23 protein-coding genes are annotated in these 20,921 nt (G+C 73.0%); 11 read left to right on the forward strand and 12 right to left on the reverse strand.

All coding sequences use genetic code 11. The features are described from left to right. Window positions 1–60 precede the first annotated feature (60 nt). Window positions 61–912, reverse strand: coding sequence for an SRPBCC family protein (locus tag WMF43_RS15765; protein ID WP_437681171.1), 852 nt, complete (start codon window positions 910–912; stop codon window positions 61–63). A 197-nt stretch (window positions 913–1,109) separates the two neighbouring features. Beyond that, the gene (locus WMF43_RS15770; protein WP_437681173.1) at window positions 1,110–1,649 is read right to left on the reverse strand and encodes a bactofilin family protein; all 540 of its coding nucleotides are present in this window, start codon (window positions 1,647–1,649) and stop codon (window positions 1,110–1,112) included. Between the two features lie 271 nt (window positions 1,650–1,920). Here WMF43_RS15770 and WMF43_RS15775 point away from each other — a divergent pair, with 271 nt between their 5' ends. Continuing rightward, window positions 1,921–3,339, forward strand: coding sequence for a hypothetical protein (locus tag WMF43_RS15775; RefSeq protein WP_437681175.1), 1,419 nt, complete (start codon window positions 1,921–1,923; stop codon window positions 3,337–3,339). 55 nt (window positions 3,340–3,394) lie between these two features. On the opposite strand, the gene WMF43_RS15780 is transcribed toward WMF43_RS15775, so the two are convergent. Then, on the reverse strand, window positions 3,395–3,970 hold the full coding sequence (locus WMF43_RS15780) for a DUF99 family protein (protein WP_437681176.1): 576 nt from the start codon (window positions 3,968–3,970) through the stop codon (window positions 3,395–3,397). 116 nt (window positions 3,971–4,086) lie between these two features. On the opposite strand from WMF43_RS15780, the gene WMF43_RS15785 reads away from it, so the two are divergent. Continuing rightward, window positions 4,087–4,779 (forward strand): hypothetical protein, encoded by a 693-nt coding sequence (locus tag WMF43_RS15785; RefSeq protein WP_437681178.1) that lies wholly within the window; start codon window positions 4,087–4,089, stop codon window positions 4,777–4,779. Here WMF43_RS15785 and WMF43_RS15790 read toward each other — a convergent pair. After that, on the reverse strand, window positions 4,776–5,747 hold the full coding sequence (locus tag WMF43_RS15790) for a COX15/CtaA family protein (protein ID WP_437681180.1): 972 nt from the start codon (window positions 5,745–5,747) through the stop codon (window positions 4,776–4,778). The two genes, WMF43_RS15785 and WMF43_RS15790, sit on opposite strands and share 4 nt — an antisense overlap. A 223-nt stretch (window positions 5,748–5,970) precedes the next feature. Between WMF43_RS15790 and WMF43_RS15795 the strand changes: the two genes are divergently transcribed. From WMF43_RS15795 to WMF43_RS15820, 6 genes are all read left to right on the forward strand, one after another. After that, the gene (locus WMF43_RS15795) at window positions 5,971–7,134 is read left to right on the forward strand and encodes a diguanylate cyclase (protein ID WP_437681182.1); all 1,164 of its coding nucleotides are present in this window, start codon (window positions 5,971–5,973) and stop codon (window positions 7,132–7,134) included. A gap of 76 nt (window positions 7,135–7,210) precedes the next feature. After that, a complete protein-coding gene (locus tag WMF43_RS15800; protein ID WP_437681184.1) occupies window positions 7,211–8,605 on the forward strand; it encodes a TolC family protein in 1,395 nt (464 codons plus the stop codon). A gap of 127 nt (window positions 8,606–8,732) precedes the next feature. Further along, window positions 8,733–9,479: a cytochrome c biogenesis protein CcsA gene (gene ccsA / locus WMF43_RS15805; protein ID WP_437681185.1), complete on the forward strand. Its 747-nt coding sequence runs from the start codon at window positions 8,733–8,735 to the stop codon at window positions 9,477–9,479. Window positions 9,480–9,483: 4 nt separating this feature from the next. Continuing rightward, window positions 9,484–9,795, forward strand: a complete 312-nt coding sequence (locus WMF43_RS15810; protein ID WP_437681187.1) for a CcmD family protein — start codon at window positions 9,484–9,486, stop codon at window positions 9,793–9,795. Further along, window positions 9,795–9,938, forward strand: a complete 144-nt coding sequence (locus WMF43_RS15815; protein ID WP_437681189.1) for a hypothetical protein — start codon at window positions 9,795–9,797, stop codon at window positions 9,936–9,938. Before WMF43_RS15810 ends, WMF43_RS15815 begins: the two co-directional genes overlap by 1 nt. 114 nt (window positions 9,939–10,052) lie before the next feature. After that, window positions 10,053–11,192 carry an acyl-CoA dehydrogenase family protein gene (locus tag WMF43_RS15820; RefSeq protein ID WP_437681191.1) on the forward strand — a complete coding sequence of 380 codons (1,140 nt, stop codon included), beginning with the start codon at window positions 10,053–10,055 and terminating at the stop codon, window positions 11,190–11,192. Window positions 11,193–11,223: 31 nt separating this feature from the next. Here the strand turns inward: WMF43_RS15820 and WMF43_RS15825 are convergent, their stop codons facing one another. Together WMF43_RS15825 and WMF43_RS15830 are read right to left on the reverse strand one after the other, a co-directional pair. Continuing rightward, window positions 11,224–12,207, reverse strand: coding sequence for an FHA domain-containing protein (locus tag WMF43_RS15825; protein ID WP_437681193.1), 984 nt, complete (start codon window positions 12,205–12,207; stop codon window positions 11,224–11,226). Between the two features lie 260 nt (window positions 12,208–12,467). After that, window positions 12,468–12,617, reverse strand: a complete 150-nt coding sequence (locus WMF43_RS15830; protein WP_159396982.1) for a hypothetical protein — start codon at window positions 12,615–12,617, stop codon at window positions 12,468–12,470. A gap of 121 nt (window positions 12,618–12,738) precedes the next feature. On the opposite strand from WMF43_RS15830, the gene WMF43_RS15835 reads away from it, so the two are divergent. The 3 genes from WMF43_RS15835 (at window position 12,739) to WMF43_RS15845 (ending at window position 15,108) form a co-directional block, all read left to right on the forward strand. Next, complete coding sequence (locus tag WMF43_RS15835; protein ID WP_437681195.1) at window positions 12,739–12,948, forward strand: hypothetical protein; 210 nt, start codon at window positions 12,739–12,741, stop codon at window positions 12,946–12,948. 243 nt (window positions 12,949–13,191) lie between these two features. After that, on the forward strand, window positions 13,192–14,418 hold the full coding sequence (locus tag WMF43_RS15840) for a protein phosphatase 2C domain-containing protein (protein ID WP_437681197.1): 1,227 nt from the start codon (window positions 13,192–13,194) through the stop codon (window positions 14,416–14,418). Between the two features lie 15 nt (window positions 14,419–14,433). Next, the gene (locus WMF43_RS15845; protein ID WP_437681198.1) at window positions 14,434–15,108 is read left to right on the forward strand and encodes a pseudouridine synthase; all 675 of its coding nucleotides are present in this window, start codon (window positions 14,434–14,436) and stop codon (window positions 15,106–15,108) included. A 63-nt stretch (window positions 15,109–15,171) separates the two neighbouring features. Here WMF43_RS15845 and WMF43_RS15850 read toward each other — a convergent pair whose 3' ends face one another. The 6 genes from WMF43_RS15850 to argJ all read right to left on the reverse strand — a co-directional run bounded on the left by WMF43_RS15850 (window position 15,172) and on the right by argJ (window position 20,798). Next, a complete protein-coding gene (locus WMF43_RS15850; RefSeq protein WP_437681200.1) occupies window positions 15,172–16,278 on the reverse strand; it encodes a dipeptide epimerase in 1,107 nt (368 codons plus the stop codon). 27 nt (window positions 16,279–16,305) lie between these two features. After that, window positions 16,306–17,040 carry a TlpA family protein disulfide reductase gene (locus WMF43_RS15855; RefSeq protein ID WP_437681202.1) on the reverse strand — a complete coding sequence of 245 codons (735 nt, stop codon included), beginning with the start codon at window positions 17,038–17,040 and terminating at the stop codon, window positions 16,306–16,308. A gap of 17 nt (window positions 17,041–17,057) precedes the next feature. Continuing rightward, complete coding sequence (gene fabZ, locus WMF43_RS15860) at window positions 17,058–17,525, reverse strand: 3-hydroxyacyl-ACP dehydratase FabZ (protein ID WP_104980615.1); 468 nt, start codon at window positions 17,523–17,525, stop codon at window positions 17,058–17,060. A 40-nt stretch (window positions 17,526–17,565) separates the two neighbouring features. Further along, window positions 17,566–18,162, reverse strand: a complete 597-nt coding sequence (locus WMF43_RS15865; protein WP_437681204.1) for an OmpH family outer membrane protein — start codon at window positions 18,160–18,162, stop codon at window positions 17,566–17,568. Between the two features lie 272 nt (window positions 18,163–18,434). Beyond that, window positions 18,435–19,304: a hypothetical protein gene (locus WMF43_RS15870; RefSeq protein WP_437681206.1), complete on the reverse strand. Its 870-nt coding sequence runs from the start codon at window positions 19,302–19,304 to the stop codon at window positions 18,435–18,437. Window positions 19,305–19,625: 321 nt separating this feature from the next. Continuing rightward, on the reverse strand, window positions 19,626–20,798 hold the full coding sequence (gene argJ, locus WMF43_RS15875) for a bifunctional glutamate N-acetyltransferase/amino-acid acetyltransferase ArgJ (protein ID WP_437681207.1): 1,173 nt from the start codon (window positions 20,796–20,798) through the stop codon (window positions 19,626–19,628). Window positions 20,799–20,921 lie beyond the last annotated feature (123 nt).

Genomic DNA, 20,921 nt, shown 5'->3' on the forward strand with positions numbered 1-20,921 from the left:
GGTGAGAGAGAGGGGCTCGCCGGACGCCCTGTCAGGGAGCGCCCAGCGGGAGGAGGAGCTCTACCGACGCGCCACGTCCTTGTAGCGACGCACGTTGTCCTCGTCTGCCTCTGACAGCTCGGACACGCTCTCCTGCGGCGCGGCGGGGGTCGCCGCGCCGCTCTGCTCGCCTCCTTGCCTGGCAGCATCGGTGTTGCTCTCGGCGGCGGCGGGCGCGCTCGCGGCGGCGGCGGGCGCGCTCGCGGCCGCGCTCGGCGGTGTGCTGGGCGCGGCGGCCGACGTGGCCGTCCGCGCGCCGGCGGGCGCCGCGCCCTGCGCGCGGTTGCGCACCGCCGTCACCGCCTTGTCGGCCGCCCTGACGAGCTGTGCCGTGACCGCCGAGGGCGGGAACGGGAGCTTCGGGGCGACGAGCAGCTCGAGCTTCACGATCGTGTGGTGCTCGTCCACGGCGCGGAGCCGCCACCGGGCGCGGAAATCGGCGACGTTGCCGCGCTTGAACCGCCCGGTGATCACCTCGTCGGCGCCGTCCTTCGTGGGCGGCGACATGTCGGCGACGGTCCAGATGTGCGCGGCGCCGTTCAGGATCGGCACCTGGAGATACACCTCGCTCGTGCCCTTGCGCTTCGAGAGCACGCGGCTCTGGTCGAAGGGCGTGATGAACGTCTTGTAGCTCCCATAGGAGGTGACGATCTTCCGGACGGTCGCGAGGGGAGCTTTCACGAGGATCGCCGCGCCGCCCGTGTCGATCGCGGACGTTGGCTCCGTGGTCTTGAGCGTGTAGCGGAGCGCCTTGCCGAGGGCAGCGAGCTTCTCCGACTCGGCGTCCCCGGCGCGCGCCACGCGCGGCGAGAACGCGAAGGCGAGCACGGCGAGAGAGAAGGCGATCAAGGACACAGACCACAGCTTCTTCATGGGCTCTCCTGCGCAGCCGCGTCCGTCGCCGCGTGAGCTGCGGGCGACGTCGCGGGCGCGCGCCTCGGACGGCGAGGGCGCAGCTTTTTCACCATTTGTAACGCGCAGATCGGCCGACCGCACGCGGGCCCGCTGCAGAAAAGTTGTTGTCCGTCGCCCGATGTCGGACGTCAGCGCTCGTTATCCGCTCGTCCGGATCACTTCGCGGCGGCGCCGCGTTGCGCGACGCCGTCCTCGCTGCTCTTCGCGGGCTGTGCCGTGGCCTCGGCGTCCGGCTCGGGCGCCTCGGCGCGCTGGGATCGCTCACCGGGCTCTTCCTCAAGCGGAGCCATCTTGCAGGACCCATCGAACTGCACGCCGCGATCGATGAAGATGGCGGGCGCGTGCAGGGCGCCGGTCACCTTGGAGGGAGCGTAGAGCTCGATGGCGTCGCGGGCGCGGATGCTCGCCTCGACCTCCCCGCCCGTGACGATGCACGTCACGACGTGGATCTCGCCGACCACGAGCGCCCCTTCGCCGATCACGAGCACGTCCTCCCCGCGGATCTCGCCGCGGAAGCTGCCGTCGATGCGGACCCGCCCCTCGAAGTAGAGCTTGCCCTCGAAGTGGGTACCGCGGCCCAGCAGGGCGTTGATCTCGGTGGGCCGGTGGCCGCCGGCGTCGTCGCCGCGGGCGCCTCCGGGCGGTCGCGGAGAGAGGGGCGAGTCCCTGTCGCCCGGGAACGAGATCGGCTCCATCGACCGATGCCTTACTTCAGGCATCGTCACATTCGCAACGGGGGCGCGCGTCAGCCGCGTAACGCGCGCGCCGGCGGGACCGAAAAATTGCAATGGTTTCAGGTGTTTGTGCGGGTTTTGCGGCGGGGTACGTTTTCTGCATTAGGGGGCGGCCTGAGCGGAGCCTGGCGCGTGGACGCGCCGGGCGACGTGCGAAGCGCGGGCGGACCTCGGGTCCGGGCGCTTGGTGGAGAGCGGTGAGGGTCCGAGGCGACCAGGAGAGGGAGTGGAGATGACGTTCCGATCGTTGCTAGTGGCTGCCGGTGTCCTGGGCAGCATCTCGGTGGCGTCTGCGCAGACGCCGCCCGAGCCGCCGAAAGCTCCCCCGGGCGACGTGGCGCCGCCCGCCTCGCCGGCGCCGCCAGCCGAGCAAACCCCGCCGGTCGATCCGGCGGCCGCCGCGCCCACCGCCGCGCCGGGCGCGCCCGCCGCAGCCCCGGCCGCCCAGGCGGCGCCCGATGGGCCTGGGGCTCAGCCTGCCGAGCCGCCGCCTGCGCCGGAGCCGCCGCCCGAGACGAAGATCCCGGAGCCGAACGCCGGGGCGGTCGCGTCGCCGGCGGTGCGGTGGAGCCAGACCACCGGGGCGGACACCGTGCTGGAGGAGGAAGAGGAGACGCAGCTGCGGTGGCGCGGCTCCACGTTCACGTGGAACCAGGGCGGCACCACGACGATCTTCGGCGTCGGCCGGGACAACATCGGGAGCGAGGGCGAGTTCTACGGCTGGGATTTCACCCTGCGCCCGAACTACTACCTGCTCGATCGCCCCAAGGACAAGGTGACGCTCAACGCCGAGATCGGCTGGGTCACCGAGCTCACGAACAGCGACACCACCCAGTATTACCGGGAACCGCAGCTCAAGGACATGGCGCTCGGCGTCCGGTACGGCCGCGAGCTCTGGCAGCGCGGCAGCGCGGAAGGAGGCGACTACCGGACGGAGGCGGCGATGCGGCTGCGCGTGCTCCTGCCGACGTCGCCGACGAGCTGGAACGCCGGCAGGTACTTCTCCCTCTCGGTCGGCCCGCAGGTCGTCCAGAAGGTGAAGCTGCTCGGCTCGAAGGCCGACGGGCTCAACCATGTGACGGCGACGCTCGGCGTGACCTACGCCCACCTGTTCGCGGAGTCGTACACGCCGGTGAACGGCGACCTCAGGCGGACGCGGCGGATCGCGACCGGCGAGACGGTGATCGACGATCAGCTGAGCGGGTGGTCCCAGGACATGGATCGGCTGACCACGAGCCTCGATATCGACCTGCCGCTCTACAAGGATCTCTCCCTCGGGACGAGCTTCGGGCTGATCAGCCGGTTCAAGCACAAGTTCACGCACGGCTGCGACGAGGACTCGGGCGCCGACTGCACCGAGTACCGCTCCGTCCGCAACCCGGACCCGACGACCTACCTCGCGAACACGGTGTTCGACGTGAACCTGAGCCACCCGATCTACGACGTGGTCAACGTCACGCTCGGGTACAACAACACGTCCCCGCAGCTCGGCGAGGACGGCAAGCGCAGGGTCATGTTCTACAGCCCCGAAGCGCAGTTCTACCTCGACATCACCGCCAACCTCGACGCCATCTACTCGAAGGTCACCGGCCGCGGCGAGAAGAAGGACAAGCCGGGGACGGCGCGCGCGGCGCGCCAGCAGAACCTGTAACCAGGGGAGCCGATCGGGCGCCCTGCGAGGCGCCCCCGATCGATCGGGCGCCCCGTCAGGCGCGCCCGCGGCTCTCGCCCGTCGTCAGCCCGCCGGCGATGAGGTGCGCGGCGCGCAGCGGCTCGGGCAGGTTGCCGTGCACCGAGAGCCGCGCGATCAGCGCGCTCGTGTCCTCCAGCGAGATCCCGGCGCGCTGCACGTACACGCCGCCGACGGGCTCCATCGCGCCGGCGCGCTCGATGAGCGCCCACTTGCGGCGCCCTCCGCGGACGCGCGAGAGCAGCGCGTCGCGGATCGCCTCCAGGTTGGGGAGGCGCCGCGCCACCACCACGACGGGCAGGGAGAGGGCGTCGCGCAGTGACGCGATGTCGACCACATTGAAGCCCGCCACCGCGATGCCCTGGAGCATGACCACCTGCACCTGGGCATAGAACCGGGAACCGGAGACCATCGCGGCGATCGCCGTCGTGGCGTTCCGTCCGTCGCGGCGCACGCGGGTGGAGAGCACCCCCTCGAGGCGCAGCCCCGCGAAGACCGTCCCGACGACGGGCACGTCGCCGCGGTGGTCGCGGGCGAACGGCGCATCGTCGACGCCGATGACATGCGACAGGCGCCGGGGTCGAGCGGACACGGGGCGAGCTTACGCGCTCCCCGGACCCTCTGCGCCCTCCGCGCCTCGACGCATTCGACGTATTCGACGTATTCGACGTACTGTTCCGGGGCGAGCCGTCGTGCTGTACTGCTATCGTGCGACCCCCCCGGCATCTCTCCCTGGTCCTCCCGCTGGCCCTCGCCCTCGCGCCGTCGTTCGTCCTGGCGCAGGGCTCCGCAGGCGGCGCCCCGACGCCGGCCAAGGCCGCCGCGGCGCCGCCGAAGCCCGCCGCGGCTCCGGCGGCGAGCGCGCCGCGCGCGGGCAACGCCGGTAGGCCGCAGGCCGCCCCGCAGCGGTCCGGCCGCGCGCGCAAGCCGAAGCAGAAGGACGCGCAGCTCGCGGCCGACGGGAGGCCGCTCGCCACCTTCCCGGGCTTCCGCATGCTCCCGACCGGGGGCTCGCGCATCTTCGTGCAGGTCCACGGCGGCAAGGTGGACGTCGCCGAGTCGAAGGCCGCGGGGCGCCTCGTCTACCGCATGAAGGGTACAGGGGCGATCCAGACGAACCGCTTCCCCCTCGTCACCGCGTTCTTCGCCACGCCGGTGACCCGGGTGCAGCTGGTCGATCGCGGCGACGACCTCGACGTGGTGATCGACCTGCGCGCGGAGACCGACGCGGCCTACCGCGTGATCGAGACCGACCAGGGGAGCGTGCTCCAGGTCGATTTCCCCGCGGCCGTCCCCGAGCAGCGCGCCGCGGCGCCGGCCGAGGAGTCGCGCAAGCGCGCGGTCCGCCGCACGATCGGGAAGGAGCCCGGGGGCGACGAGGGGAGCTCGTCGGAGCCCTAGAGGGTCGCGACGGCTTCGGGCTGCGCCTTGTCGCCGCGCGGGCCGGAGGCTACCGCCGCGGCCGGCTCGCCCAGCGCGGCGGCGGCGAGCGTGACGAGGACCATCCACAGGAGGTCGGCGAGCAGCAGGTGGACGAGCTGCATCCACACCGGCGCGAGCAGGAGCAGGTTGAGGATCCCCGCGCCGAGCTGCAGCAGCACGAGCGCCCCGGTCGCCGCCCCGAGCCGCGCGACGAGGGGCGAGGGGCGCCGGGCGGCGATCGCGCCGCGGGCCGCGAGCAGGTAGACGCCCACGAACACCGCCGCGACCGGGTGGAGCGCGCGCAGCCGCAGCAGGAAGTGCGCCGCGGGCGAGAGGTCCTGGGCGATGCCCTCGCGGAGCGAGCCCGCCGCGAAGAGCGTGTCGCCGAGCGCGGCGATCGCGCCCGTCACGCCCACCACGAGCACGCCCGCGAGCGCGGCGCCGAGGAGCGCGCCCGTCGCGCCCTGGCCGCGCAGGCGCACGCGCCGGCCGCCGCGCCCCCAGTACAGCGTGCACGTCATCGCGCCGACGAGCAGGAAGGTGTTGATGAGGTGCACGGCCATCCAGAGCGCGCGGGCCGCCGACGCGTCGTGCGCGACGTACTCGAGCAGGACGATCCCGGCGCCGACCGCCGCCTCGGTGACCATGAGCAGCATCGACGCGGCCGCGCCGCCCCGCGCCGGGTGCCCCGACGGGAAGGCGCGGAAGGCCCACACGAGCTGCAAGGCCACGAGCAGGAACGCGAGGCCCGAGGTGGCCCGGTGCGTGAACTCGATGAACGTCGCCGCGGTCGGCGAGCGCGGGATCACGTCGCCGTTGCAGGTCGGCCAGTGGCTGCCGCAGCCCGCCCCCGAGCCGGTCGCGCGCACGAACGCGCCCCACAGGATCACGCCCAGCGTGAAGGCCAGCGCGACGGCCGCGAGCTTCCAGAACCGCGCCTGATTCATGGGGTCTCCTTACCGCGAAACCTGCGCGACGGCAGCCCGTGCGCGATCCGCAACGCGCGCGCAATTCATGCGTGCTCTCCGCGCGGGGGGCGCGCGTGGAACACGTGTCCGGACGCGTGGGCGAGCGCGCATCCGCGGGGCGCCCGCGCGGCGGCCGAACAGGCGGCCGGCGCCGCCGCGCGATCCCGTTGCGCCCGGCCGCGCCCGAAGGGAGGATGTGCCCGTGCCGCTGAGCGAGGACCTCCGGGGCGCCCTGCCTCCCATGCCCGTCGAGCTTACGGGCCCCCGTGCCGCCAGGATCGTGGTCGCGGACGACGACCGGCTCGCGCGCCAGATGCTGGTGAGCATCCTCCAGAAGGCCGGCTTCGTGGTCGACGCGGTGGACGACGGCCAGGAGGCGATCGAGCTCATCGGCCGGGGAGGGGTCGACCTCGCGCTGCTCGACATCGTGATGCCGAGGCTCACGGGCCTCGAGGCGTGCCGGCTGCTGAAGGGCATGACCTCGGAGACGTTCCTCCCCGTGGTGCTGGTCACGGCGAAGACGGACACGGCGAGCCGGGTCGAGGGGCTCAAGATCGGCGCCGACGACTACGTCTGCAAGCCGTTCGAGGAGGACGAGCTCCTCGCGCGCGTCGGCGCGATGCTGCGGATCAAGCGGCTGCACGACCACGTCGCCGCGCAGCGCTCCTACCTGGAGCAGCTCTCCATCCACGACGAGATGACCGGGCTCTACAACTACCGCTACCTCTTCACGCGCCTGAACGAGGAGTTCAAGCGCGCCGAGCGGTACCACGAGCCGTTCGCCTGCGTGCTCGTCGACATCGACCAGCTCAAGGCGCTGAACGAGGCCGGCGGGCGCACGCTCGGGGACGCCGTGATCCGGCGCGTCGCCGACGGGATCCGCCGCTCGGTCCGGGAGGTGGACGTGGTCGCGCGCTACGGCGGCGAGGAGTTCCTCGTGGTCCTGCCGAGCACACATTTCGCGGGGTCGCTGACGGTCGCCGAGCGGATCTGGCGCGAGGCCTCCGGCAACCCGGTCGAGTTCGGCGGGGCGGCGAGGCCCTGCAGCGTGTCGATCGGCGTCGCGCTCTACCCCTCGCGCGACGTGCGGACGAAGGACGCGCTGATCCGCGCCGCCGAGAGCGCGCTCCACCAGGCGAAGCGCGAGGGCGGCAACCGGATCTGCGTCTTCCAGCAGCACGGCCACATCTACACGCCGACGGGCGGCGGCGAGGCGCAGGCCCCGCCGCCGCCGCCGCCCAAGCTCCGGAAGTCGAGCGACCCGGCCTTCGCCGCGGCCCAGGACGAGCCGAGGGAGGCGCCCTCGCGGCGGCCCGGCGAGCTCTCGCCGCTCGCCTCGACGCGCAAGCCGATCGACCAGCGCTAGCCGCGCCGGCCGCTCCCCCCTCGGTTCCGTGCCCCGCCGCGAGCGCGCGGCCCGCTCGTGCTACGGTGCGCCGAAAATGGCCCGCCGCGCTGCACGAGGTGCCCTTGCCGCCGCCGCCGTCTCCCTCGCGGTCTCGCTCGCCCCGTCCCCCGCCGTCGCGGACACCCCCGGCGCGACGGCCCCCGCGCAGCGCGCGGCGGTCGTCCACGACCTCCCCCGGGTCCTCGCGCTCGCCGACCGCAATCACCCGAACATCGCCGCCGCCCGCGCGAAGCTGAGCCAGGTCCGCGCGCAGCTCGACGAGGCCCACTACGCGCCGTTCTCCCAGTTCAAGCTGACGGGCGGCGTCGCGCTCGCGCCGACCGTCCGCGGCAACAACGTCTTCAGCCCGAACACCGACGTCTCGCTCACATCGAGCCTCGGCGTCGCGTGGCGCGCGGGCATCGACGGCGTCGTGCCGCTCTGGACCTTCGGGAAGATCACGAGCCTCTGGGACGCCGCCGAGGCGAACGTCCGGGTGAACCAGGCGACCGTCGAGAAGGAGCGCGACGCGGTGCGGCTCGACGTCCGCAAGGCCTACTTCGGCCTCCAGCTCGCGCGCGACTCGCGGAGCCTGCTCAGGGACGTGCGGTCCGAGATGGACAAGGCCCTGCGGCGCCTCGAGGAGCAGGTCGAGGCCGACGAGGGCGACCCGATCGAGCTCCTCAAGCTCCAGACCTTCGGGGCCGAGCTCGAGGCGCGCGGGGCGGAGGTCGACAAGTTCATCGCGATCGCGCTCGCGGGGCTGCGCTTCTACACGGGCGTCCCGGACCTCGACATCCCCGACGTCCCCATCCGCCCGCCGGCGCACCGGCTCGGGCACGTCACCCGTTACCTGACGGCGGCGCGCCTGTACCGCCCGGAGCTCGCGCAGGCGCGCGCCGGCCTGGACGCGCGGACGGCGCAGGTGCGGCTCGCTCGCGCCCAGCTGTTCCCCGACATCGGCCTCGGCCTGCAGGTCGGGATGAGCGCCGCGCCCGAGGTCGCGAACCAGCTGAACCCGTTCGCCAGCGACCCCGGCAACTACTTCCACTACGGCGCCGCGCTCGTGCTGCAGTGGAAGCTCGATCTGCTCCCGCAGTCGGCCCGCGTCCGCTTCGCCGAGGCGCAGCTCGACGAGATGGCCGCGACGCAGCGCTTCGCCATGGGCGGGGTCGCCACCGAGGTCGAGACCGCCTACGCCGAGGTGGTCGAGGCGCAGCGGCGCCTCGACGCCTACGCCAAGGCAGCCAAGTACGGCAAGCGGTGGCTCGTGATGGTGCAGCAAGGAATCGACGTCGGGACCATGGCGGACAAGGATCTGATCGATCCGGCCAAGGCATACGCCACGAACCGATTTAACCAGCTGAACGCGACGATGGATCTCGACATGGCGATGTCGCGCCTCGCGAAGGCGACCGGCTGGGATGCGATCGCGCCGGACGGCACCTGAGCCTCGGGCCGGCGCGCCTCGTCTCGGCCGTCCGGGCATCACCCCGGCTTGAACGCGGCCGTCCTTGGCACTACGGTGGCCCGCCATCATGGGAGCCGACGACGGGCAGGCGCCGCGGAGGGCGGCTTTGGCAACGGGCGGTGAGGCGGCGAGGGGCGGCGCGCGAGGCGCCGGCGCGGCCTCCACCATCGGGTTCTCGGTGCTGCTCGCGGCGGCCGCCGCCGCGATCATCGGCACGCTCCACTTCGTCGCCTACGTCGTGCCGACGGAGGCCTCGATGGGGATCGTGCAGAAGATCTTCTACTTCCACGCCCCTGCCGGCTACGCGATGTACCTCGGCGCGACCGCCTGCTTCATCGGCTCCGCCGGCTACCTCGCGCGCGGCACCCAGTGGTGGGACTCGCTGGCCAAGTCCGGCGCGCAGGTCGCGGTGGCGATGGGCCTGATCGTCCTCATCACCGGTCCGCTGTGGGCCGCCAAGGCCTGGGGCGTGTACTGGACGTGGGACCCGCGCCTGACCACCTCGCTGCTGAGCGTCCTCATCTACGTCGCCTATGTCGTGCTCCGCGCCTTCACCGGCGACAGCCACGCCGAGCGCAAGTTCGCGGCGGCGCTCGGCGTGCTCGGCGCGGCGAACCTGCCGATCATCCACTACTCGGTGAAGATGTGGGGCGGCAACCACCCCACGGTCATCACGGGCAAGGGCGGCGGCCTCGGGCACCCTGACATGAAGCTGGCGCTCGGCTTCGGCTTCCTCTCGTTCACCCTGCTCGCCGTCGCGCTCCTGTGGGCGCGCCTCCGCGTCGATCTCGCGTCCGCGCGGCTCGCAGAGGTCGAGCAAGAGGCCCTCGAAGCCGGGATCGGAGAGGACTGAGAACGTGAATCCCCATCATCCCTTGTTCGCGCACGCGGCCCTGCAGCAGCAGCCGGCCACCCCCACGACCGGCACGACGACCGACGCCGGCACCGCGGTCGATGATCGCGCGCAGGCGTTCCGCGCCGTGCAGGGGGGCAACGATCTCCAGAGCGGGGAGAAGCTGCTCGTGGAGGCCTACGCCGCGATCTGGCTCATCATCTTCGCGCTGGTCTTCCTGTCCTGGCGCCGGCAGAAGCAGATCGACCGGCGCATCGACGCGCTCGAGGCCGCCTTGCAGAAGGCGCGCGCCGGCTCGGGCCAGGGGACGAGCTGATGCCCAATATCGGGGAGATGACCCCGCAGCACGCGCTCTACATCCCCGTCGTGCTGATGCTGGGGCTGATCGTCGGCTACATCCTGGGCAGCCGCGCCGTGCGCGCCGAGCTAGAGCGACGTAAGCGCAGAATGAAGGAGTGACGGGGGCGCGAGCTCTCGCCCCGTGTCGCCAGCGGAGCGCGGCCGTCGCCGCGCCCCGTGTTGCCAGCAGAGCGCGGCGTCGCCGCGCCCCGCCATCCATTCCGGAGGTCCAAGGTGGTCGATTTCTCTGTCAGCGAAGAGCACAAGGCGCTCATCGACACGGCGCGCCGCTTCACGAAAGAGCGCATCATCCCGATCGCGGCCGAGTGCGACCAGAAGTCGTACTTCCCGATGGACGTCTTCAAGGAGGGCTGGGACATCGGCCTCGTCAACCCGACGTGCCCGGCCGAGTACGGCGGCCCGGGGATGGGCGAGCTCGAGAACGCGCTGCTCGCGGAGGAGCTCTCCTACGGGTGTACCGGCATCCAGACGAGCTTCCTCGCGAACGGGCTCGCGCTGACGCCGATCAAGCTCGCCGGCAGCGAGGAGCAGAAGAAGAAGTACCTCGGCATGCTCACGGCCGAGCCGATCATGGCGAGCTACTGCACGAGCGAGCCCGACGCCGGCAGCGACGTCGCCGGCCTCAAGACCCGCTTCACGAAGCACGGCGACGACTACGTGCTGAACGGGCAGAAGTGCTGGATCACGAACGCGAGCTACGCGCGCTACTACGTCATCTTCGCGACCTCGAACCCGGAGCTCCGGCACAAGGGGATCGCGGCGTTCATCGTCGATCGCGACACGCCGGGCCTGCGCGTCGGCAAGAAGGAGGACAAGCTCGGCCAGCGCGCGAGCGACACCGCGCAGGTGTTCCTCGAGGACGTGAAGGTGCCGAAGGCGAACCTGCTCGCGCCGGAGGGGCAGGGGTTCAAGCTCGCGATGGAGACCTTCAACCAGACCCGCCCCGACATCGGCGCGGCGGCGACCGGCCTGATGCGCCGCTGCGTCGACGAGTGCGTCGCCTACGCCAAGGAGCGCAAGGCGTTCGGCCAGCCGATCGGCAACCACCAGCTCGTCCAGTGGATGATCGCGGAGATGGCGATCCGCGCGGAGGGCACGCGCCTGCTCTACCAGAAGGCCGCGTGGAACCTCGACCACGGCGTGCGCGACCCCATCGTCTCGAGCTTCGCGAAGGCGTACGGCGCCGACAGCGCGATGCAGACCGCCGTCGACGCCGTCCAGGTGTTCGGCGGCAACGGCTACGTGAAGGAGTACCCCGTCGAGAAGATGATGCGCGACGCCAAGGTCCTCCAGATCTACGAGGGCACGAGCCAGATCCAGCGCATCGTCATCGCGCGCCAGCTCCTCGCCTGACCGCGGCGCGCCGCCCCCGCCGGCCCCGGGGTCACGTCTGGGGGTGCCAGATCAACGTCAGCTCGGGCCCCAGCGTGAGGGCCAGCCCCTCGGCGGGGATCATCACCCGGCGGACCTTCTGGCCCCCGTACCTCGTCCCGTTCGTCGAGCAGAGGTCGAGGGCCATGATCTCGGCGCCGTCGCGCAGGAGCAGCAGGTGGGTCCGCGAGATGTGCGTGCTCAGGACGGCGCGCAGCCCGCGGTCCAGGCAGTTGTCGGCGCGCCCGAGCAGCACGCCGTCGTCGAGCGCGTGCTGCGGCAGCTCGACCGCGGCGCTGCGCTCGCTCGACTGCAGCGTGAGCCGCACGTAGCCCGACTTCGCCCGCGACGCGATCATCTCCTCGATGTGCGACACCGGCCGCACCGACGTGATGTGCGAGATCTCGCCGCGGGCGAAGCGGTGGCTCGTCGTGATGCCCTCGGTCGGAGACGGCACCGGCACCGGCAGCGGCGGCGGCGCGGCGTCGACGTCGGCCTTCGCCGAGACGCTCTCGAGGGCGCGCGGCGGCTCGCTCATGCCGCACGAGCTCACCTGCAGCACCTTCGACGCGGCGCGCGATCCGACGGGGAGCCCTCCGACCACGTGCTTGCCGATGCGCACGAGCAGCGGGCCGCTGACCACGATCGAGCGCCGCGGCACGTCGTCGTCCACGAAGAACGGGATCGAGGTCTGGAGATCCATGAGCCGCAGGCCGAAGCTGCCGTCGCCGAGGTTGCAGCAGGTGGCGACGAGGTGGCGGACGCACACGTCGTCGCCCGGCGCGAACTTCACGTCGCAGCGCGGGTGCGAGCCGAAGACGGCGTACGCGCCGCTGTTCGCGGGCAGGTCCATCCACGCGACGTCGCCGCCCGACACGCGGAACAGCCGGTACCCCTCGGCCATCGGCGACTCGGGCGGGTTCAGCGCCATGACCGCCTCGGCGGTCGACAGGGCGCGCCGCATCGTCGCGACGTCGATCCGAGGCTCCGCCATCATCGCGCGGCCTCGGCCCGGCGCGGCGCCGCGCCCGGCATCGTTCTGCGCGCCGGCCCGCCGATCTCGGGCGTGGACGGCGGGATCGCGGTGTGAGCCTGCGGCGACTCCGCGGCCTGAGCGAGCGTGGTGAATGGCAGACAGCAACGAGGCCTCATGCGGTCGAGCTGAATCCTACCGGAATTTTTTGGCTGAGGCTCTTTCGCTGCGCGCCTCGAATCTGCTGGGCCGGCGGGCTCGGGCCGAGGCGACGGCTGTCCGGCTCAGCCCACGCCGACGTTGACCTCCGCGACGAGCTCCCCGCCCCAGCGCCAGAAGGCCACCGAGCGGCTGAACAGGAGGATCACCTCCAGCCCGAGCCCACCGCCGAATTCGAGCCGAAATCGCCCGGCGTCCACCTCGATGAGTTGCATGCCCTCCGGTGACGCGAGAGTCGGGCCAGGCGTGAATCCGTGCGCATCGGACGCCGGTGTGTCCGCCGGGGGCACGGGCGCGCGCCGCGCCCGGCGAGCGGGGCGAGCGCGAGGGGCACGGGTGAGCGGGACGAGCCCGGGGACCACACGGGCGAGCGGCGCCTGCGCGGACGGCGGCGCGTGCGCGGACGGCGGCGCGTGCGCGGACGGCGGCGCGTGCGCGGACGGCGGCGCGTGCGCGGACGGCGGCGCGTGCGCGGACGGCGGCGCGTGCGCGGACGGCGGCGCGTGCGCGGACGGCGGCGCCTGCGCGGACGGCGGCGCCGCGTGAGGCGATCTGGCGCAGGGGGCGCGCTTCCGCGCGAGGCGAGCCGGCGCAGGGGGCGCGGTCCCACGCCAGGCGGGCCAGCGCACGGGGGCGCGCTTCCGCGCGAGGCGAGCCGGCGCAGGGGGGCGCGGTCCCACGCCAGGCGGGCCAGCGCACGGGGGCGCGCTTCCGCGCGAGGCGCGCTCCCGCGCGACGCGCAAAGAAGCGAGGCCGCCGCACGAAGCTGCTTTTGACGCCGCTCCCGCGGTGTCTATCCTGGTCGCGGTGTCCCGGATCCTCCCGCGCTTCGACTTTCGCATCGAGTTCGCCTCATCGACGGACGTCGGCCTCGTTCGTGAGAGCAACGAGGATCGGCTCCTCTGCTGCCCCGAGCTCGCCCTCTTCGCCATCGCCGATGGAATGGGCGGCCACGCCGCCGGCGAGGTCGCGGCCCAGATCGCGGTCGACACCGTGCGGGACGAGGTGCTCCGCCCGCCCGCCGCCGCGATCCTCGACGCGTACGTCGCCGACCCGAACATCGAGGCGCGCCGCGAGGTCTTCGCCTTGCTCCGCCGCGTGACCGAGGCCGCGCACGCCGCCATCCTCGAGGCGCGCCGGAAGGAGCCGAGCTACCAGGGCATGGGCACCACCCTCGACTTCGTGGTGCTCGCGCACAGCCGGGCCTTCTTCGCCCACGCCGGGGACAGCCGCGCGTACCTCGTCCGCCCGACGACGACCGTGCAGCTCACGCAGGACCACGCCCTCTACGACACGCTCCGCGCCGCCGGCAAGGCGACCCCCCCCAGGAACCCGCAGCGCAACCCGCTCGTCAACGCGATCGGCCTCGCGGGCACGGTCGCCGTCGACACCGTGTTCGTCGATCTCTCGCGCGGCGATCGCATCCTCCTCTGCACCGACGGGGTCCACAACGCGATCGAGAGCGAGGCGTCGCTCTCCCGCTTCTGCGCGAAGGGCAGCCCGGAGGAGGTCGCCGACGGCCTCCTCAAGCACGCCCGCGAGCGCGGTGGGCGCGACAACGCGAGCGTCATCGTGATCGACATCAAGGAGCGCTTCGTGAAGCGCGCGGACGACGCCGGCCCGTCCTCCCGCGAGCTCTCGGTGCTCTCCGCGTGCCCGCTGCTCTCCGGCATGAGCCCCGCCGCCGTGCTCGGCGCGCTCGCGGCCGGCGTCGAGGTGGAGCTCGCCGCGGGCGATCGGATCCCGCGCGACGTCGCGAACGATCTCGTCGCGTACGTCGTGCTCGACGGCGCCGTGGATCTGCCCGACGGCCGCAGGATCGCCTCCTCGAGCCTGCTGTTCCCGGAGTCGCTCGTGGGCGCGCGCAAGAAGGGCGACCTGCCCGTGGCCGCGGCGCGCACGCGGCTCATCCGGATCCGCAAGGACGACTTCGCCGAGGTCTGCGAGCACGATGCCGAGCTCGGCGCCGCCCTGTACCAGCGGCTCGCGCGGTACCTCGCCCTCGGGACCGGCTGAGCGCGGCCCGGCGCGATGCAGCTCCCCCTGCTTTACCTCGACGATCGCGTCGCGGCCTTCGCGAAGCCGTCCGGGCTGCTCGTGCACCGCGGCTGGGGCGACGCGCCGGTCGTGTTCGTCGATCTCGCCGAGCGCGCGCTCGGCCGGAAGGTGTTCCCGGTCCACCGCCTCGACCGGGCGACGAGCGGCGTGCTGCTGGTCGCGCTCGACGCCGTCGCGGCGGCGCAGCTCGGCGCGCAGTTCGAGCAGGGCCTGGCGCGGAAGCGCTACCTGGCGCTCGTGCGCGGCGTGCCGCCCGAGCGCGGGTGCATCGATCACCCGATCCCGCGGCGCGAGGGCGGCCCGCGCGTCCCGGCGGTCACGGAGTTCGAGCGCCTCCACGCGCTCGATCGCTACGCGGTGGTCGAGGCGCGCCCGCGCACCGGCCGCCTGCACCAGGTGCGCAGGCACCTCAAGCACATCAGCCACCCGATCATCGGCGACGTGAACTACGGAAAGGGCGAGCACAACCGCCTCTTCCGCGAGCGTTACGCGCTGCACCGCCTCGCGCTGCACGCGGCGGAGCTCGCCGTCGCCCACCCCGAGACGGGCGCCCCGCTGCGCATCGCCGCGGCGCTGCCGGACGACCTGCGAGGCCCGTTCGACCAGCTGGGCGTGCCGGCGTGGATCGGCGCGGCGCCGCCGGCCTGAGCGACGTGTGTAAGTGCCCGAAATCATTTGATTTTTTAGGATGGCCGCCGGGGCTGCGGCGGCTCAGCGCGCCGCGGCGTCCGGGTCGCGGCGCCTCGGGACGACGCCGTGCCCGGCGCGGATCCCGTCGAGCGAGAGCGCCGGGCCTGCCTGGGCGAAGCCGCCGTCGAAGGGGTTCTCGGCGAGGAACATCGGCGTGTCGAGATCGACGAAGGAGAACCCGCCGAGGCCGGCGGCGAGGCACGCCGACGTGGTCATCGCGAGCACCGACTCGACCATGCCGCCGATCATCAGCCCGAGGCCGGCCGCGCGGGCGGTCGCGGCGATGTCGAGCGCCTCGGCGATCCCGCCCTTCATCAGCTTGATGTTGACGATGGTCGCCGCGCGCTCGGCCGCGATGCGGAGCACGTCGCCCGCGCAGGTGACGCTCTCGTCGGCGGCCACGTCGACGCCGGCGCGGCGGGTGACCTCCTTCATCCCCTCCCAGTCGTCGCGCGGCACCGGCTGCTCCAGCAAGGCGACGGTCGCGCCCAGCCGGCGCGCGTGCGCGACGAGCGCGATCGCCCCCTCGGCCGTGAGCCCGCCGTTGCCGTCGAGGATCAGCGACGCGGACGGCGCGGCCGCGCAGATCGCCTCGATCCGCGCGGGGTCCGACGCGGCGAGGACGCCGCCGACCTTCACCTTGAGGACGCCGAAGCCCATGGCCGCGGCGCGCCGCGCGGCCTCCTCGGCGCGCTCCGGCGAGCCCGTGGTGATGGTGATGTCGGTCGTGAGCGCCGTCCCGGAGCCGCCGAAGAAGGCCCAGAGCGGCATGTGCGCGCGCCGCGTGAGCGCGTCGAGCACCGCCGTCTCGATCGCGCAGCGCGCCGCGCCCGCGCCCCCGCCGGCCGTCGCGCGGAGCGCGCCCGCGACGCCGCGCCACGCGCGCGCGTCGGCGCCGACGACGCCGGCCCCCAGCTCGAGGGCGGCGGCGCGCGACGCCTCCTGCGTCTCCCCGTTGAACGCCGGGAGCGGCGCCGCCTCGCCGAAGCCGAACGTCCCGTCCGCGAGCTCGACGGTGACGAGGAGGTTCGCCGCGCGCTCGTGCGCGCCGCCGGCGATGCCGAACGGCTCGTGCAGCGGGATGTCGAGCGTCTCGACCAAGACGCGCCGGATCTGGGATGGGGACATCGGGGGTGCCGCCGCCTCTGGAGGGCCTCAGGGGGTGGCGCCGGCGGCGTCGCGCGGCGCCGCCGCTGGACCTGGCGCCGCCGCGCCCGGAGCACCCGGCGCCGGCGCTGCACCCGGCGCCGGCGCTGGACCTGGCGCCGCCGCGGCCGGAGCACCCGGCGCGGGTGGCGCCTCCGCCGGAGGACGGCTCGCCGAGCGGAGCAGCGCCTCGATCTCGCGCGCGACCGCCTCCTCTTCGCCGTCCTCGTAGCCCGCGTGGACGTGGCGTACGACGCCGCCCTGATCGATGAGGAAGGCGGTCGGCATCCTCCGGGGGCGATACTGCTTCTCCGCGCGCTGGTCCTTGTCCCAGAGGATCTTGAACTTCACCTCGGCCTCGGTCGCGAACGCCGCGATCTGCTCCTTCGAGACGTCCTCCGGCGCGTCGACCGAGACCGCGAGCACGGCAAGGGACCCGCCGAAGCGATCCACGAGCTCCTGGTACTTGGGGAACGACTTCCTGCACGGGTGGCAGTACGTCGCCCAGAAATCGACGATCACCACCTTGCCGCGGGCCTCCTGGATCGTGGAAGGGCCCTCGCCCGTCACGACCTCGGCCGCGAGCTCGGGCGCCGCGGCGCCGATCAGGTCGCTGCCGTGTTCGGGCGCCGGCGTCGGGCCGACCGGCGCGGCGCCGCCGCAGCCGGCCGCGGGCAAGAGGGCGAGCGCGCCGCAGAGGACGGCGGCGGCGCGGGCGAACGACGGTAGCGAGCTCCAGCCCATCTCGACTCCTCCCTCCCTCAGGGCTCGCGATCCACGATGGACGCGAGCATCTCGCCCTCGGCGCAGAGCGTCCCGTCGACGCTCGCCTCGCCGCGCAGCTTCCAGACGTTCGAGCGGTGGTGCAGCACCTCGACGTAGAGGTCGAGCCGGTCGCCGGGCGTCACGGTGTGCCGGAACTTCGCCTTGTCGATGCCGAGGAAGAACATCAGGTTCGACGTCGCGTCGAACGGGTCGGACGCATAGGCCAGGATGCCGCCGAGCTGCGTGAGCGACTCCAGGATCAGCACCCCGGGCATGATCGGCCGCTGCGGGAAGTGCCCCTGGAACCAGGGCTCGTTGTACGTGACGCACTTGTAGCCGCGGATGCTCTTGTTGGCGTTCACCTCGGTCACCCGATCCACCATGACGAGCGGGTAGCGGTGCGGCAGGATCGACAGGATCTGATGGATGTCGAGCGTCACGGGCTCGTGGGTTCGGTCAGGCAAGGCCCGCTCCTTTCACGGCGTGGAGCGCGCGGGCAGCGCGCTACTTCGCGTCGTCCTTCTTCTCCGCCTGCTCGTCGCCCGCCTCCTCGCCGCCGCCGCCGGTGTTGTAGAGCTGGATGACCTGCTCGGTGAGATCGAGATCCGCGCGGACGTACGGGGCCGCCTGCTTGTCGAGGATGATCTCGTAGCTCGACTTCTTCGCGACCCTGGCGACGATGATCATCATCTTCTTGATGATCGGCCCGGTGAGCTCGCCCTGCTTCTTCTGGAGCTCCTTGTTGTAGTCGACGAAGACGGTCTGGAGCTCGACCATCTGGCGCTGCCAGTCCTCCATCCGCTTCTGCATCGCCTCGCGCGAGAGCACGCGCGACTGCTTCTCGATGTCCTCGCGCGCCCGCTGGAGCTCGGTCTGCTTCGCGTCGAGCTCCTGCTGCCGCCGGTCGAAGAGCTTCTTCAGCGTGGCCTGCGCGCGGATGCCGTCCTCGGTCTGCATCACCGCGTGCTGCACGTCGACCACGGCGATCCGGCTCTGGGCGGCGGCGACGCTCGGCGCCGCGAGGGCGACCAGCGCGGCGGCGGTGCGGGCGAGTCGGAGGAGGGACGGCGCGGGCCGATGCACGGGGGAGCGGGCGACCATCCGAGGCGATTACCCGCCGCGTGACGGACGGTCAAGGTGCGCGGGAATTGTGCGGGGAGGATGCGGGGAACACGCGGGATGGTGCGGGAGGACGCGCGGAATGACGCGGGGCGCGTGCGGTGAATGACGCGGGGCGCGTGCGGTGAATGACGCGGGGCGCGTGCGGTGAATGACGCGGGGCGCGTGCGGGGACGACGGCGGAGGTCCGGACTCATCGGTCGTCGTCCCGGATGGGGCCCGGGGCGTCGGGGCGGCGCGGCGCGCGCCGCCGGTCAGATGCACTCGCCGGAGATGCAGTCCTCGCCGTCGGGGCAGGGCGCGTCGATCGTGCATTCGGGCGCGATCTCTTCCCGCGTCTTGCAGAAGCCGTCCTCGCAGCGGACGAAGCGGCTGTCGTGCAGCAAGCAGGCCTGATCGCTGCTGCAGGGATAGTGGCAGTAGCCGTCGTCCATGCACTCCTGGCCGAGGGCCGCGCAGGCCGTGCCGCCGCAGCCGGGCTGGGTCGAGGGGTCGGCCATACACGCGCCGGTCGCCGCATTGCAGACCTCGCCGGACGCGCAGTCCGCGTGCGTCTCGCAGGCGGCGGTGCAGGCGCCGTCGACGCACCGCGCGCCGCCCTCGCACGGCGAAGCGTCGCTGCACTCGGGGTTCTCCGGGTCGGGGACGCAGACCCCGCGGTCGCAGCGCGCGCCGGGCTCCGCGCAAGGGACGCTGTCCGTGCAGCCGTCGGCGCAGGCGCCGTTCACGCACACCCTGCCGGCGCCGCACTCGTAGCTGAACTCGCAGGCCGCGATGCAGAGCCCGTCGACGCACCGCGTCCCGTCCGCGCACGCCGCGTCGCCGTCGCAGGGGCAGGTGGTGAGCTCCGCGTCGCAGGCCTCGCCGCCGCCCTCACCGCCCGCGCCAGCGGCGCCTGCGCCTGCGCCGCCCTCGCCGGCGCTGCCATGACCCCCGGCGCCGGCGCCGACGTCGGGCTCCGCCGGGCGACACCCGTAGCCGTCGCAGAGGAGACAGTTCTCGCCGTTGTCGTCGCACTCCAGCCGAGCGTCGCCGCAGCCATGACAGCCCGTCGCGGCCGCGGCGATCGCCGCGAACAGCACGCCTCGACCCAGGATCTTCGCAAGGGGTGAGTGAAGAAGCATCGAAGTCCTCCAGCGGCGGCCGGCACCGGCGCGGCCCTACCGCACGACTACCACGCCGCGCGCTATCACGCAGCGTGCCAGGGGGGCGGCGGCCGGGGAGCGCGGCGACGTAGGAGAGGTCGCTCGCGTTGTGAACCCGGGTTCACCTGTCCGGGGCGCGCGAGGTTCACTCGACGTCGGGTCGCGAAAGGTGGGGGCGTGAGCGGCCCGCGCCGCGGCGCGCGAGGGGACCTCCGCCGGCGCAGCGAGCGCGCGCTCTCCTCGGAAAGTGAGCGAGAGGGGCGCGCTCGCCGCGAGGACCGGGGCGGACGCCCGTGAGGCTCAGGAGCGGTAGCCGGCGTTCACGTCGACGTAGCCGTGCCCGAGATCGCTCGTCAGGTAGGCGAAATCGCCGGGGCCGCTGCCGAGGACGAGCTCGATGACGTAGGTGTCGCGCGCGAGCACCTCGTTCGCCTTCAGCTCGGCTTCGGGGCCGACCGGCCCGCCGCGCTGCACGATCGGGATCCCGCCGACGAGGATCTGGGCCTCGGCCGGGTTGAAGGGGACGCCGGCGCGCCCGGCGGCGGCGAGCAGCCGCCCCCAGTTCGCGTCCTTGCCGAACAGCGCGGTCTTCACGAGCATCGACGTCGCCACCGTGCGCGCCACGGCCCGCGCCTCGTCCCGCGTCGAGAGCCCGCGCACGCGGATCTCCGCGACGTGGGTGCTGCCCTCGCCGTCGGCCACCATCGAGCGAGCGAGGTCGCCGCAGACCTCGGTGAGGCGCGGCAGGAGCTCGTCGCGCGACACGCGGCGCTGCGACGCGCCGGAGGACAGGAGGAGCACCGTGTCGTTCGTGCTGGTGTCCCCGTCCACGGTGCACGCGTTGAAGGTCACGTCGCTGGCGGCCACGAGCGCCTCGTTCGCCTCGGCGAGGTCGAGCACGGCGTCGGTGAACAGGAACACGAGCATCGTCGCGTGAGGGGGCCCCACGTCGGGGTGGATCATGCCGGCGCCCTTGCCGATTCCGAGCAGCGTGCCCGCGCCGAGCTTCCGCTGCGAGAGCTTCGGCCAGCGGTCGGTCGTGCAGATCGCCTGGGCGAAGTCGAGGTAGCCCTTCGGCGACAGGCTGGCCGACAGATCGGGGACGCGCTCGACGATCCGGTGCGCCGGCAGCACGGCGCCGATGACGCCCGTCGACGCCGGCAGGACCTCGTCCTCGGAGGCGCCGACGGCCTGCGCGATCGCGCGCGTGGTGTCGAGCGCCGCCTTCCAGCCGGCCTCGCCCGTGCAGGCGTTGGCGCAGCCGCTGTTCGCGACGACCGCGCGGGCGCGCCCGGACCGGACGCGCTGCATGGCGATCTCCACCGGCGCCGCGCGGACCAGGTTCCGCGTGAACACGCCGGCCACCACCGCCGGCTGATCGGCCACCGCGAGCGCGACGTCGATCCTCCCGTCCTTCCGAATGCCGGCGCTGACGGCGCCGAAACGAAACCCTGCAACAGGCTCAAAGCTCATAGCGGCGCGGAGTCTACGCACGAAGCCGCGCCGGGAGAAAGCGGCAAGGGGACCTCCGCCGCGCGTGGGTTTGCAGGGACATGGAGGCGCGCCGCGCGAGCGTTCCCGCCGCTGCCGCCGCGA

This window comes from Sorangium sp. So ce131, assembly GCF_051519095.1.
Lineage (GTDB): Bacteria > Myxococcota_A > Polyangia > Polyangiales > Polyangiaceae > Sorangium.

What these genes read in the sequence shown, in the direction of transcription:
- WMF43_RS15855 (WP_437681202.1), bottom strand. Translation starts at nt 17,040, where the DNA reads ATGGGCTGGAGCTCGCTACCGTCGTTCGCCCGCGCCGCCGCCGTCCTC.
- WMF43_RS15775 (WP_437681175.1), top strand. Translation starts at nt 1,921, where the DNA reads ATGACGTTCCGATCGTTGCTAGTGGCTGCCGGTGTCCTGGGCAGCATC.
- WMF43_RS15815 (WP_437681189.1), top strand. Translation starts at nt 9,795, where the DNA reads ATGCCCAATATCGGGGAGATGACCCCGCAGCACGCGCTCTACATCCCC.
- WMF43_RS15770 (WP_437681173.1), bottom strand. Translation starts at nt 1,649, where the DNA reads ATGGAGCCGATCTCGTTCCCGGGCGACAGGGACTCGCCCCTCTCTCCG.
- WMF43_RS15865 (WP_437681204.1), bottom strand. Translation starts at nt 18,162, where the DNA reads ATGGTCGCCCGCTCCCCCGTGCATCGGCCCGCGCCGTCCCTCCTCCGA.
- WMF43_RS15800 (WP_437681184.1), top strand. Translation starts at nt 7,211, where the DNA reads ATGGCCCGCCGCGCTGCACGAGGTGCCCTTGCCGCCGCCGCCGTCTCC.
- WMF43_RS15830 (WP_159396982.1), bottom strand. Translation starts at nt 12,617, where the DNA reads ATGCAACTCATCGAGGTGGACGCCGGGCGATTTCGGCTCGAATTCGGC.
- WMF43_RS15870 (WP_437681206.1), bottom strand. Translation starts at nt 19,304, where the DNA reads ATGCTTCTTCACTCACCCCTTGCGAAGATCCTGGGTCGAGGCGTGCTG.
- argJ (WP_437681207.1), bottom strand. Translation starts at nt 20,798, where the DNA reads ATGAGCTTTGAGCCTGTTGCAGGGTTTCGTTTCGGCGCCGTCAGCGCC.
- WMF43_RS15845 (WP_437681198.1), top strand. Translation starts at nt 14,434, where the DNA reads ATGCAGCTCCCCCTGCTTTACCTCGACGATCGCGTCGCGGCCTTCGCG.
- WMF43_RS15825 (WP_437681193.1), bottom strand. Translation starts at nt 12,207, where the DNA reads ATGATGGCGGAGCCTCGGATCGACGTCGCGACGATGCGGCGCGCCCTG.
- WMF43_RS15790 (WP_437681180.1), bottom strand. Translation starts at nt 5,747, where the DNA reads ATGAATCAGGCGCGGTTCTGGAAGCTCGCGGCCGTCGCGCTGGCCTTC.
- WMF43_RS15850 (WP_437681200.1), bottom strand. Translation starts at nt 16,278, where the DNA reads ATGTCCCCATCCCAGATCCGGCGCGTCTTGGTCGAGACGCTCGACATC.
- WMF43_RS15765 (WP_437681171.1), bottom strand. Translation starts at nt 912, where the DNA reads ATGAAGAAGCTGTGGTCTGTGTCCTTGATCGCCTTCTCTCTCGCCGTG.